Origin of the sequence: Desulfosporosinus paludis, assembly GCF_045689965.1 — a bacterium.
GTDB lineage: Bacteria > Bacillota > Desulfitobacteriia > Desulfitobacteriales > Desulfitobacteriaceae > Desulfosporosinus > Desulfosporosinus paludis.
Genome location: NZ_CP144211.1, coordinates 4,432,501 through 4,444,387 on the forward strand (window position 1 = coordinate 4,432,501; position 11,887 = coordinate 4,444,387).

The following is an 11,887-nucleotide window of genomic DNA, read 5'->3' on the forward strand; positions in this document are numbered from 1 at the left end:
GTTGGGCTGTTCGCCCATTAAAGCGGTACGTGAGCTGGGTTCAGAACGTCGTGAGACAGTTCGGTCCCTATCCGTCGCAGGCGCAGGAAATTTGAGAGGATCTGTCCCTAGTACGAGAGGACCGGGATGGACGAATCACTGGTGTACCAGTTGTCTCGCCAGAGGCATCGCTGGGTAGCTATATTCGGAGCGGATAAGCGCTGAAAGCATCTAAGCGCGAAACCGACCTCAAGATGAGATTTCCCACGAGTGAAAACTCGGTAAGACCCCTGAAAGACGATCAGGTTGATAGGCCAGATGTGGAAGCGCCGTGAGGTGTGGAGCTGACTGGTACTAATCGGTCGAGGGCTTGACCTAACGAATCAGCATCATGAACATGACTAGGGTAAAAGTGGCTCAAGGGACTAATGACGAAGCTAGAAAGAAACTCTGTGCAGTTTTGAGAGAACAGCGTTCGCAAGGACGAGACGATCTCAAAGATCTGGTGATCATGCCGGAGGGGTTCCACCCGTTCCCATCTCGAACACGGAAGTTAAGACCTCCAGGGCCAAGGATACTTGGGGCGCAAGCCCCTGGCAAAGTAGGTCATCGCCAGGTAACAAGCGAAAGGCTGCCATAAGGCAGTCTTTCTGTGTTTCATGAAAGAAATTGAAAGCAAAGCACCGGGGTTCCACCCGTTCGATCCACGTTGCAGGAGTATGCGTTACGGGACGCAACGTGGCGAAAAGCTCGTCCGCTTTTCGTATCTCGAACACGGAAGTTAAGGATCCACACTGCAGGAGTGCGCGTTACAAGTTGCAGTGTGGCGAAAAGCTCATCCGCTTTTCGTTCCAGAGCCAAGGATACTTGGGGCGCAAGCCCCTGGCAAAGTAGGTCATCGCCAGGTAACAAGCGAGAGGCTATCTCTAAGGAGATAGTCTCTTTGTGTTCGTGTAAGTAAAATAATAAGAATGAAAGCGGATTTCACCTGTTCAGATAAGGTGAGAGTTGGTTTAAGTAGGTCTGTTAACAAGTTACATCTTGATCCATAAATATGGTTGTACGGAACGTTTCATTGGGTCGCTTTAATTACGCACGCCATCTTTATCTTACTTCGGATATATAACGTATTGCTTTACCAAGGATACGAACATCTCTCATTTCTTTTTTGGTGTATATTTGATCGGGATAGTTTGGGTTTTCTGCCCTAAGAATAACTGCCCCGTTAATCTTATAAACACGCTTCAAAGTGGCATCTTGTCCGTCGATTAAAACAGCTGCGATCTCTCCTGCCTCAACATCGGGTTGTTGGCGAATAAAGACTAAGGACCCATCAAAAATGTATGCTCCAATCATACTATCTCCTTTAATTCGCAGGCAAAAATCTACATCAAGGTTCTCGGGTACATATTCGAAACCCTCAATATTTTCCTGAGCAAGAATGGGTACTCCTGCTGCGATAACACCTAAAATAGGAATTCTCTTTGCTGCTTCCGTTGCTTCTGGATACTTGCCTTCGCCATCAATTCCCATTAGCCAAGAAGGTCTTATTCCATACTTATCAGCTATCGCTTGGACTGTAGGGATTTTTGGAGCCATGTCACCTGTTGTGTAGCGAGATATTGCCGAAGGACTCAAATGTAAGTATTTCGCCAAGCTATAAGTAGTATCGCTATTGTCTTTCATAGTTTCTAAAAGTCTTTGCCTAAACAGATCCTTGTTGAAATAATCATTCATCAAGATCATCCCCTTGTGTTCTTTGTTCAGATGTTATTATATTTCTAAATGTATATAAAAGCAATAACCACACAGGAAAATACATAGAATTTATTGCGAAACTCATTGACACAATTCGAGAGGATGCTATAATGAAATTGTTGAGAAACGCATTGTAGAATAGGAGGTGCACTAAAATGCCGAAACTCAGAAAATACCCTGAGCTTGACTCCGTGAAAGACCAAATAAGGGGGCAAAATACTTCTTATCGAAAGTTTTGCAGCATAAACAGGTATAGCAGTGGTCACTCTGCCAATAAGATCAATGGTATTTGTTTTATGAAGTATCCCTGAGGTAGAGGTGATTACGGTATTTTTAGTAATACCGCCGAAGAAATGAGATAAATACTATTTCCCATTTACGTTGCTAAACTCAGCAGTATCTGCCTAAGCCATTAAAAATATGGTTACACAATGGGAGGGGATTTATCAAGATGACAAAAAACAGACCGCAATATTGGCTAGGGTAATCAATCTCAAGATGGCTGGTGTGGCATGAATATCTTGAACATTATTTACAATGATGAGTATAGGTCTTATGGAAACGCGAACAAAAAAAGCCTCCGCGCCAACGGAAGCTCTACAGAAAATATCTTAACCTGATTATACTATAAATTTGACTAAACTCGAATCTTTGATCGGGCCTGAACGTGTGAATCGTTCACTAGTAATAATTTGAGAAATGAGGATTAGATATGAACGAAATAAAACTCCCTGAAATGGAGTGGAGGAATTTCAAAGGAATTAAGGATATGCCTTTTAATGAGACTAAAATAGTTACAGTGGAAAAGAAGAAACGAGAGAAGCCGGTGTGGTACCAAAAAACAGTCCGCAGATTTACCACTTATACTCAAGATAAACTGCGGCTGCAAATCCTTACAGCCCGGCTTGAGAGGGAATTTCCCAGCAATACGGCTCAGATTAGTTTAAGCAATGGTCACTCCATCGGAAGTACAAGTGATCAAACCGGAGAATATGGTACAAAACGATTGGAACTTGAAATTGAAATAAATGACCTGATATTGAAGATTCAAGAGGTCGATACTTTTCTTAATTCCTTGGGGACAAGAGAAAGGGAGCTAATTGAACTTAAGTATCTCCAGAGATTTAATAAAGATTTTTGGATAGCTGGAGAAATTATGGTGGCAGTGAGATCTTATTATCGTATGAAGGATGAACTTATAATTTTGGCAGCGCAGATGTTTGGGTACGTCAAGAGAGAGCAGATTAAGTTTTGAGGAGTTGGGATTTTTGTGAATTGCTTAATTTTATCATTAATTACTTAGAATTTCATTGGCAGTAATGTGGCAAAATGTTGGCAGATTTCCACCCTAAATCCATGATATTATGTTATAAAGAAAGTCGTCCGAAAGGGCGGCTTTTGTTATGCTATTATCGACAGTTCATGGTATGGACTCCACAATCAATTAGGTAAGGGGAGTGAATTGTTCAATGCTTTTGGCGATGATCCGAATTAAGTGCTTAAGAAAATCTGGCAGTAACATGGCAGTGAGCTGGCAGATTTCCACCCTAAATCCATGATATTATGTTATAAAGAAAGTCGTCCGAAAGGGCGGCTTTTGTTATGCTATTATCGACAGTTCATGGTATGGACTCCACAATCAATTAGGTAAGGGGAGTGAATTGTTCAATGCTTTTGGTGATGATCCGAATTAAGTGCTTAAGAAAATCTGGCAGTAACATGGCAGTGAGTTGGCAGATTTCCACCTAAAATCCATGGTATTATGTTATAAAGAAAGTCGTCCGTAAGGGGGGCTTTTATTTTATTGTTAGAAACCTTCGGAAGGTATTATTTCATGGACAAGCCTCATTACTTGGACTCATGTATCTTTTTATAAAAAGACATTTGCCTCAAGATAATTTTTTGATTTGTATCAGATGATCAAGATTTTCTAAACTCTATTGATCAAAAGTCTTATAGTTTCGACTCTTTTAGGGGGAATAGGAGGGAGAACAATGATAAAGAAAACGAATCCTAAAAAAGAACCGATTAAACCCCCACCAAAGATTAAGTATGAGGATACAAAGAGGTTTGAAGTTTTTGATCGGATGATGAGGACGAATAAAGGGATAATGCTGGATTAAAGAAAAAGAGCTTGTTTCAGCTCCAAAAGGAGAAATTAGTTTATAGCTGCTTAAGGCAATCGTTAATGATACCCAGGTACTAAGATTTCAATTGTGTCAGATATAAACTTGTTTCACATATTCCGACACTGACAATCTGTATGAGAGCAAAAATAACTTCTTAATGATCAACGCACTTGCCGAAAGCATGACATAAAAGATGTCATCTGGGAAAAAGCAAACCAATCCTGCCTCAGCGTGGATTGCCAATGAATCGTTCTCATATGGTTCGGCTCTCTGGAAAGGAGGTGAAAAATGGGAATCATAACAAACACCATCGAAAGATGCTTTTTAAGAACATTATCAAGCTCAAGCCAAAAACTAATAGATTGGTTTGAAGGAGGCAGTGCATCTAAGGCGAGCTCCATACTCAGCGTAAAAACAGCCATGCAGTTTGTGGCTGTTTTTACTATTTATCATCATAAGCACATGAGGCGAACAGCTTTATATTTAATCTTATCGCCCAGTGGGTGGATAAAAGGCCTATACCCCAAACGGTTATGGCATTGGAAAAGGTTGGCCAGGGAACCCACAAGAAGTTGTAAATTTTATTCAGTTAGCAAAGGTAGAAGGTGAAGTAAATGGGACTGAAGGTAATTACACCGCCAGCAATGGAACCCCTGAGCCTAGAGGAAGCGAAACACCATCTGCGAATTAGTGGGGATGATGATGATGCGATTATAACCAGCCTGATAACCCAAGCCCGTGAGTATTGCGAAGGTTATCAGAAACGCAGGTATATCACTCAAACGATCGAGTTGGTGTTGGATAGTTTTCCGAGTGAAAACTATATCGAATTCACGAGCTTCTCTCCCATTCAAAGCGTTGTAAGCGTTAAATACTATGGAACAGACGGAGCGGAATACATCTTCGATGCTGAAAACTACATCGTAGACACGGATAGCCTTGTGAATCGAATTGCCCTGGGCTATAACAAACAATGGCCCTCAACCGCCCTTCAACCGATCAATGCCGTGAGAATTCGGTTTGTCGCCGGCTACGGCGATGCTTCAGAAGTTCCAGAGTCAGTCAAGTGGGCGATGGTCATGCAAATGAGATTAGCCTACGACGACTATTCGCCGGATGAACGCACAAAGATTGAAAATGTCCGGGATGCCTTTCTCTATTTGAATAGTGTGGTGCCGGTATGAAGTCTGTAAAATTTAACAAAAAGATTGATATTCAGAACTATGCCAGAGTGGAAAATGAAGTCGGCGAAGAGATGAAGCAATGGCAATCTTTTGCTAAGGTTTGGGCTCATTTTCTCAAGAGTTATATAAAGATCGATGAACCACTAAAAGCAGAAAAAAACGTTGAAAATATCTATTGCGAGATCGTAATCAGGTATCGTGAAGATATTGATACGGCTATGCGTGTAGTTTACCAAGAGAAATCCTACAGCATAGACCACGTCGTCAACGACAAAGAGCAGAACATCGAAACTCATTTATTTTGCACCCTGATAGAAGAAGGTGTTTATAATGAGTAGTTTTGAAATCAGAGGATTAACCGAGTTTGAGAGATATCTTACCAGGGTCATTGGTGAGACATACCCTGCTGAAGCAAAAAGGTTCATGCAGAAACAAGCCAATGACGTCAAAACTCAAGCCATGCATGACACTCCAGATGACGTTACAAAGGCACACTGGAAAACAGCGACGCAAAGCAAAAGAGGAGCGTCTGCAGATTTCATTGAATCGACAGTGACGAATCATGCCCCTCTTTCCTACGTAAACGAAAATGGGCACAGAATTGTAAATCAGGACGGGGAATATGGTTTTTCTCCTGGTGTCCATATGCTTGAGAAGGCGATGATAAAGAAGGAGACTGAATTTAGCGGTGAGTTGAACGTCTTCATCAGCCGGACCTTGGAGGAATTAGAACTATGATCGGATACGTTGATATTAAGAAATCTGTAATTGATGTCCTGAAGCTAAATGTCGGTACTGTGAAGGTAGTCGCCAATGAGGAAATGAGTGGGTTCAAACCACCTGCATTTTTTGTCCAAATGATACCCATTAGCGATACACCTTATATCGACTACGAAGAAAAACTTCTAACGGTCAATATCCATTACTTTTCAGCAGAAAAGACAGATCTGGCTAACCTAAAAATGCTTGACCAGTTAAACATGGCTTTTTTTAATAACCTGAAAATAGGAGATCGGACCATTACTTTGAAGAATAAGAGGCATCAAATCATCGACAACGTCTTACAATTCAAGTTTGACCTGGAATTTTTAAATGACGTCGATGAGGAAGAAGTCAATAGCCAGTGGGTAATGATGACCGAGATTGACGAAAGCTTGGGTTATACCGAGGGAGAAATAGAACTGATGCAAGAATTAGAAATCAAGGAGGAATAAAAACTATGGGATTGCCTGAAATAAATATCCAGTTTCAGACCTTAGCTGCAACTGCAATCGCCAGAAGCGCGAGAGGTATTGTCGCCCTAATCTTGAAGGACTCAACAAGGAGCACATTCGACACGAAAATCTATACGGATGCCACCCAGATCGATCCTTTGGATTGGACAGCTGCAAACCTGGATTATATCAATAAGACCTTTCTGGGTGCTCCGACAAAGGTTATCGTTGAACGAATCGATGCGGCAGTTGTGGATTACAGCGATGTGCTAGCAAGATTAATCAATAAGAAATGGAATTATCTCGCGGTTCCCGAAATAGCTGAAGGTGACGTTGCTACGGTATCGACTTGGATCAAGTCGCAGAGAGATACCGACAAAAAGACGTTTAAAGCGGTATTGCCGAACAGTATTTCGGACCATGAGGGGGTCATAAACTTTGCCGGAACAGGCATTAAAGTCGGTGAAGCAACTTATACAACAGCGGCTTATTGCGCCAGAATCGCAGGGATATTAGCCGGTCTGCCCTTCATCCAAAGCTCGACCTATTACGTTTTGCCTGAAGTTGACAGCATCACTGAAACAGCCACTCCAGATGATGACATCGACGCCGGAAAGCTTATCTTGGTCAATGACGGTGAGCATATCAAGATAGGCAGAGGTGTAAACAGTCTAACCACTACAACGGCAACAAAAGGAGCCAAGTTTAAGAAGATCAAAATCATGGAAGCCATTGATCTGATCCGCGACGATATTCGGGATGCATTTGAAAACGAATATGTTGGTAAAGTTAACAATTTCTACGATAACAAGGTCCTGTTTATTGCCTATATCAATCTCTATTTCAAAGGATTGCAAAAAGATGAGGTTTTGGACCCGGATTTTGACGCTGTAGCCGAAATCGATGTTGATGCTCAAACTGAATACCTGCAGTCAATTGGCGTTGATGTCACAAATTTGCAGACTGCGCAAATCAAGGAATACAACACGGGAAGTAAAGTCTTTATTAAAGCAAGCGGCAGCCCGCTTGACGCTATGGAAGACCTGGATTTCTCGATGTTAATTGTATAGGAGGGATAACTCATGGCAAAAATTAGAGGCAATAATCAAATCAATGGTTCCTGGGGTCAGGTTTGGTGGGACGGTGAGTTAGTATTTGAATTAGAAAGCTTTGAGGCCAAGGTAACTGCCGAAAGGGAAGATGTCGTCATCGGCATGAACAAGGATTCGAAACTTGTGGGCCTAAAGGGTGAAGGGTCTATGAAGGTCAAGAAGGTATTTAGCAGAGGAAAGAAGAATCTGCTGGAAGCTTGGAAAAAAGGTGAAGATCCGCGCAGTACGCTTGTAGGAAAACTAAAAGATCCGGATACGGTTGGGAAACAATCCGAGCGTATTTCTATAGGAAACGTATGGTTTGACGAATTAACCTTAATGCAATTCGAAAACGGTAAGAAGGGCGAAGATGAATACAAATTCGGATTCACTGCCGATGATGCCGACTTCATTGACACGATTGACGTGCAATAAAGAAGAAGAGGAATGTTACTATGGAAGTTAAGAAAAAATTAAGCATTGCTGATTTAATCGCAAATGCGGATAAAATTAAGGCCAGAAAGGCTGAAACTCGAGAGTTATATGTTAAATCCCTAAATGCAACTGTAACGATTGTTAAACCAAGCCGGGCAGCGGTTCTTGACAGCTATGAGATCGGAGAAGGCGCTGGAAACTCCTACCTAGTGTATGAGTGCGTGACTGAACCAAGTTTTAAGGACACAGCTTTACAAGCCGCCTACAATGCTACCGGATACGAGGTACTGGATCAAATCTTAGACTCTGGCGAAATCGATTCCATTGCCAAAGAAATCATTGGATTCGCTGGATATGGCACTGATTCCGTAAGTGTTGTCGAAGATGTAAAAAACTGATAAAAGGTAATTCAGAGTTGTACTTTATGCACTATTATTTGCAGAAAGGATTCACGCTGGATTACCTTTTGAATTTATCCAATCAAGGAAAGTTCTTCCTTTTAGCGAGCATGAAGTTAGCGTTTGAAGAAAAGGCAGAGGAATGGAAGCAAGGTCATTTGGTTTATTTAGCCAAGTGACCCTTGTCTTTAAGGGGGTGAGAGCATGGCAGGAAATATCGTTATTGGAGCTACATTAACACTTAGAGATAATATGAGCGCCACGCTAAAAGGGGTAAGAAGTGAGCTGTCAGTCTTTAGCCGAAATGTAGAAACAACGCGCAAGGCGCTGGAAAGAATGGCCCGGCAACGCAATGAGGTTAGGATAGATACGGCGTCCGCTATCAAAAGTATATCGAGGATCCGCTCTTCAATTGAGCCTTTGAAGGATAGAATTGTGATTCGGGCAGCGGTACAGGACGACGCTACCGGAGAAATACGAAGAATCCGAGATGAGGCAGCTGAACTGGGCAACCAAGCCGTAGCTCCTGTAGTTCGTGTTAAGGATGAAGCAAGCAATGCCGTAAAGGGCATAAAAAGCAAATTTGAAGCGCTTAAACCTCTGGCGTCAGGGATTATGACAGTAGGCTCAGCGGTCTGGGACGGAGTTTCAACTGTCATGAAGAGTGGTGCGACACTGGAAGATCAGCAATTAGCCGTACAACATTCTATAGGTGTAAATAATCCTGGTAAGAGTGCTGCTGATGTAGCGGGCATAAGTGCCGATTTCATGAAGGATTTAAGAAATAACTCCAATGACACACATATTCTAACCTCAGACGTTGTTGGCGCCGGAGCCAGTGCCGTAAGCGTCACGGGTGGAGATACCAAAGGAGCAATGGAGCTAGTAAAGCTCTCTGAGGATATGGCTGCCCTAAATCCTGGGAAAACGATCAGCGAGGCTATGGAGGCCTTAGCTAGCGCCAAAAATGGATCAATGGATGGCCTGCAGGAATTTGGCGTTAAGGTAAGCGAGGATGAATTTAAAAGTTATGCTGGTAAAGGTAAGGATGACAACATGTCGGAGTCGGATACCAAGACGGCTTTCGGTATGCTTGTCGATAAAAAATTAAGCCCCTCCTTTAAAGGTGGAGCGACGGAGCAAGCAGACACTGGCACAGGTCTTGTGAGTGCAGTCGTGGGAAAAACAGGCTCATTGATTCAGGATACAGGTCTTAAAATGTTGGAAAGACTTAAACCAGCCATGAAGAGTGTTATTGCTCTTATTGACCAATACAGCCCTCAAATTGAAAAGCTTGGTCTTAAGATAGCCGATGGGATAGGATTTGCAGTAAGTAAGTTGCCGGCTTTGAAGCAGCACTTAATAGATGCGTTTGAAGCGTCAAAACCAACTATTGCATGGATTACTAACGTAGGATTTCCAAAGATAAGCGAACTCCTTGTAAAAGTTGGGACAGGATTAAAAAATACCTTTGAATTCCTAAAGCCTGGTCTTGTGTGGATGGGCACGGTTGGCCTACCCGCTATCGTGGATATACTTGGCGGTGTAATGGATAAGGCTGCACTTGCTTATAACTTTTTCAAAACAAACTGGTCAACATTAAAGCCCTTTATTGAAGGGATAGCTATTGCTTTTGGGGCTTATAAAGTCGTGATGGGGGCAATAGAATTGAAAACAATTGCAGTAACTGCCGCACAATCAGCCTTAAACTTTGCAATGAATCTAAATCCGATCGGTCTTATTATATTAAGTATCGGTCTACTAATTGGTGGATTAATCTTGCTCTACAATAACTTTGACACAGTCAAGACAAAGGTTAGCGAAGTCGGGGTAGCAATTAAAAATGGATTTATTATGGGTGTAAACGGAGCCATCGATTTAATTAATGGTTTAATTGGAGCTCTTAAAAATATCCCAGGCTTCGGTAATATACCTTTGATAGGCAAGATTGCCTTAGACACTTCAGGCAATAGCACGGCTGATGGGATGCAAGCAGTAAGGGGTAGCCATGCGAACGGCCTTGATTACGTTCCCTTTGACGGATATATTGCCGAGCTGCACAAAGGCGAGAGAGTGCAAAGAGCCAGCGAAAACCCTTACAACGGCACCCGAAGTTCATCGAGTGCGAGCAGCAAGTCAAACGGGAAAAGTCTCTCTATCGCAAAGCTTGCAGATACGATTATAGTTCGCGAAGAAGCGGACATTGATAAGATCGCCAATGCGCTGCTGCTAAAGATCAACGAAACAGCACTGAATATGGCTTAGATAAGGGGGATATGGCAATGGAATTTTGGCTAATCCAGGGTGATGAAAAATTACAACTTCCCGTTCCTCCACCGACATATTCGATTAAAAGGTCTCAAAATAACAGCACTGCTATCGTAGAAGGTATCGGTGAAGTGAGTTTTATAGGAAAAGCGAAATTGTCCGAGATCCCAACAATAGAATCCTTCTTCCCTAACCATGCGTATAGCTTTTGCCAATATAGCCCTTTACCGACACCGAAGGAGTGTACAGATCTGATCGAAAAATGGATGTTAAGTGGGAAACCAATTAGGTACCTGGTAACCGGAGCAATCAATACAGAATGTACCATAGAAGACTTTGAATATGGTGAGCATGACGGAACAGGAGATGTATATTTTAGTCTAAACCTAAAGGAGTACAGGACAATAACCCTAACTTGATAGGCAGGGTGGGATAGAACTATGATTAAACTTTACAGTCTTTACAACGGGGTCGTAAGAGATATAACCAATGCCATTAAGAGCATAAGCAGCACCGGGGACAAAGCACAGGTTGCGAGAAAATTAGACATCGCTCTCGCTTATCCTATTTGGGATAGGAGTCAGCCGAGAGCACAAATCAGACCAGGCACAAAGGTTTGGCTGCTAATGGATGGCAAAGAAATATTCAGAGGTTTAGCTTGGGACAGAGAAATCAATTCTGATTCCGAGGAACTAACCTTTCCTGCTTATGATTATTTAATCTACCTAACCAAATCCAAGGTGACCTATAATTTCGTTAACATTACGCCAGAAGATGCAACTCGCCAGATATGTTTTGAACTAGGAGTGGAGACTGGGGATATTGCGAGCACCGGAATTAAGGTAAATAGACTCTTAGCTCAAAAAACAGGTTATGAAGCTATCATGGAAATGTACACTCAAGCCTCTAAAACAAATGGTAAAAAGTATATTCCTGTGATGGACGGCGCAAAGCTGTGTGTCATCGAAAAGGGTAAAGTGGTGACCAACTACACTCTAAGGTCCCAATTTGACGACACGAATAATAACGTCTTAAGCACCAGTTACAAGGATACGTTGGATGGCATGGTTAACAAGGTGAAAATCTACGACAGTGAAAATAATTATGTCGGAGAAGTCTGCAACAGTAGTTGGATCAATGAATATGGCTTAATCCAAGAAAATTACATCAAAGAGGCCGACAAAGACAGTGATTCAGTTGCCAATGGAATGTTGACAGACCTACAGACTGATGTAACCATTTCTGCCTTAGGAAATTGGGATTGCCGAACCGGTTATGCCGTAAACAGTAAAATATTTTATGTCAGCACGTTACAAAACACGGTGATGTACATTGAGGGAGATACACACACTTGGGAACCTGCCACGGGCAAATACACGATGTCTTTAAACCTGAGCTTTAAAAATCAGATGGACAGTAAGGGGGATTAGC

Annotated in this window: 14 protein-coding genes and 2 rRNA genes (1 of these 16 cut by a window edge); 15 read left to right on the plus strand and 1 reads right to left on the minus strand. The window is 42.2% G+C overall.

The features are described 5' to 3' along the window. Positions 1-357, plus strand: a 23S ribosomal RNA gene (locus VZF35_RS21990); it begins 2,555 nt to the left of the window's first position. 123 nt (positions 358-480) lie between these two features. After that, positions 481-597, plus strand: a 5S ribosomal RNA gene (rrf, locus tag VZF35_RS21995). A gap of 486 nt (positions 598-1,083) precedes the next feature. Here the strand turns inward: rrf and VZF35_RS22000 are convergent. Continuing rightward, on the minus strand, positions 1,084-1,716 hold the full coding sequence (locus VZF35_RS22000; protein WP_407308518.1) for a S24 family peptidase: 633 nt from the start codon (positions 1,714-1,716) through the stop codon (positions 1,084-1,086). Positions 1,717-2,449: 733 nt separating this feature from the next. On the opposite strand from VZF35_RS22000, the gene VZF35_RS22005 reads away from it, so the two are divergent. The 13 genes from VZF35_RS22005 (at position 2,450) to VZF35_RS22065 (ending at position 11,886) form a co-directional block, all read left to right on the plus strand. Further along, positions 2,450-2,992 (plus strand): hypothetical protein, encoded by a 543-nt coding sequence (locus VZF35_RS22005; protein WP_407308519.1) that lies wholly within the window; start codon positions 2,450-2,452, stop codon positions 2,990-2,992. Positions 2,993-3,731: 739 nt separating this feature from the next. Then, a complete protein-coding gene (locus tag VZF35_RS22010; protein WP_407308520.1) occupies positions 3,732-3,860 on the plus strand; it encodes a hypothetical protein in 129 nt (42 codons plus the stop codon). Positions 3,861-4,480: 620 nt separating this feature from the next. Then, on the plus strand, positions 4,481-5,050 hold the full coding sequence (locus VZF35_RS22015) for a head-tail connector protein (RefSeq protein WP_407308521.1): 570 nt from the start codon (positions 4,481-4,483) through the stop codon (positions 5,048-5,050). Then, a complete protein-coding gene (locus VZF35_RS22020; protein ID WP_407308522.1) occupies positions 5,047-5,388 on the plus strand; it encodes a phage head closure protein in 342 nt (113 codons plus the stop codon). The genes VZF35_RS22015 and VZF35_RS22020 overlap by 4 nt, the downstream gene beginning before the upstream one ends. Beyond that, positions 5,381-5,788 (plus strand): hypothetical protein, encoded by a 408-nt coding sequence (locus VZF35_RS22025; RefSeq protein WP_407308523.1) that lies wholly within the window; start codon positions 5,381-5,383, stop codon positions 5,786-5,788. Before VZF35_RS22020 ends, VZF35_RS22025 begins: the two co-directional genes overlap by 8 nt. Then, positions 5,785-6,264 (plus strand): DUF6838 family protein, encoded by a 480-nt coding sequence (locus VZF35_RS22030; protein ID WP_407308524.1) that lies wholly within the window; start codon positions 5,785-5,787, stop codon positions 6,262-6,264. Before VZF35_RS22025 ends, VZF35_RS22030 begins: the two co-directional genes overlap by 4 nt. Before the next feature lie 5 nt (positions 6,265-6,269). After that, positions 6,270-7,334 carry a phage tail sheath C-terminal domain-containing protein gene (locus VZF35_RS22035; protein ID WP_407308526.1) on the plus strand — a complete coding sequence of 355 codons (1,065 nt, stop codon included), beginning with the start codon at positions 6,270-6,272 and terminating at the stop codon, positions 7,332-7,334. 12 nt (positions 7,335-7,346) lie between these two features. After that, complete coding sequence (locus tag VZF35_RS22040) at positions 7,347-7,790, plus strand: phage tail tube protein (protein WP_407308528.1); 444 nt, start codon at positions 7,347-7,349, stop codon at positions 7,788-7,790. Positions 7,791-7,810: 20 nt separating this feature from the next. Then, complete coding sequence (locus tag VZF35_RS22045) at positions 7,811-8,188, plus strand: phage tail assembly chaperone (RefSeq protein ID WP_407308529.1); 378 nt, start codon at positions 7,811-7,813, stop codon at positions 8,186-8,188. A gap of 38 nt (positions 8,189-8,226) precedes the next feature. Next, positions 8,227-8,367 carry a hypothetical protein gene (locus VZF35_RS22050; protein ID WP_407308531.1) on the plus strand — a complete coding sequence of 47 codons (141 nt, stop codon included), beginning with the start codon at positions 8,227-8,229 and terminating at the stop codon, positions 8,365-8,367. 25 nt (positions 8,368-8,392) lie between these two features. Further along, positions 8,393-10,453: a hypothetical protein gene (locus VZF35_RS22055; protein WP_407308532.1), complete on the plus strand. Its 2,061-nt coding sequence runs from the start codon at positions 8,393-8,395 to the stop codon at positions 10,451-10,453. A 17-nt stretch (positions 10,454-10,470) separates the two neighbouring features. After that, positions 10,471-10,875 (plus strand): hypothetical protein, encoded by a 405-nt coding sequence (locus VZF35_RS22060; protein ID WP_407308533.1) that lies wholly within the window; start codon positions 10,471-10,473, stop codon positions 10,873-10,875. Between the two features lie 21 nt (positions 10,876-10,896). Further along, complete coding sequence (locus VZF35_RS22065) at positions 10,897-11,886, plus strand: terminase (protein ID WP_407308534.1); 990 nt, start codon at positions 10,897-10,899, stop codon at positions 11,884-11,886. The last annotated feature ends 1 nt before the right edge of the window (position 11,887 follow it).

Bases quoted from the DNA above. Each gene is read 5' to 3' on its own strand.
- VZF35_RS22000 (WP_407308518.1), bottom strand. From the start codon at position 1,716: ATGAATGATTATTTCAACAAGGATCTGTTTAGGCAAAGACTTTTAGAA.
- VZF35_RS22005 (WP_407308519.1), top strand. From the start codon at position 2,450: ATGAACGAAATAAAACTCCCTGAAATGGAGTGGAGGAATTTCAAAGGA.
- VZF35_RS22010 (WP_407308520.1), top strand. From the start codon at position 3,732: ATGATAAAGAAAACGAATCCTAAAAAAGAACCGATTAAACCCCCACCA.
- VZF35_RS22015 (WP_407308521.1), top strand. From the start codon at position 4,481: ATGGGACTGAAGGTAATTACACCGCCAGCAATGGAACCCCTGAGCCTA.
- VZF35_RS22020 (WP_407308522.1), top strand. From the start codon at position 5,047: ATGAAGTCTGTAAAATTTAACAAAAAGATTGATATTCAGAACTATGCC.
- VZF35_RS22025 (WP_407308523.1), top strand. From the start codon at position 5,381: ATGAGTAGTTTTGAAATCAGAGGATTAACCGAGTTTGAGAGATATCTT.
- VZF35_RS22030 (WP_407308524.1), top strand. From the start codon at position 5,785: ATGATCGGATACGTTGATATTAAGAAATCTGTAATTGATGTCCTGAAG.
- VZF35_RS22035 (WP_407308526.1), top strand. From the start codon at position 6,270: ATGGGATTGCCTGAAATAAATATCCAGTTTCAGACCTTAGCTGCAACT.
- VZF35_RS22040 (WP_407308528.1), top strand. From the start codon at position 7,347: ATGGCAAAAATTAGAGGCAATAATCAAATCAATGGTTCCTGGGGTCAG.
- VZF35_RS22045 (WP_407308529.1), top strand. From the start codon at position 7,811: ATGGAAGTTAAGAAAAAATTAAGCATTGCTGATTTAATCGCAAATGCG.
- VZF35_RS22055 (WP_407308532.1), top strand. From the start codon at position 8,393: ATGGCAGGAAATATCGTTATTGGAGCTACATTAACACTTAGAGATAAT.
- VZF35_RS22060 (WP_407308533.1), top strand. From the start codon at position 10,471: ATGGAATTTTGGCTAATCCAGGGTGATGAAAAATTACAACTTCCCGTT.
- VZF35_RS22065 (WP_407308534.1), top strand. From the start codon at position 10,897: ATGATTAAACTTTACAGTCTTTACAACGGGGTCGTAAGAGATATAACC.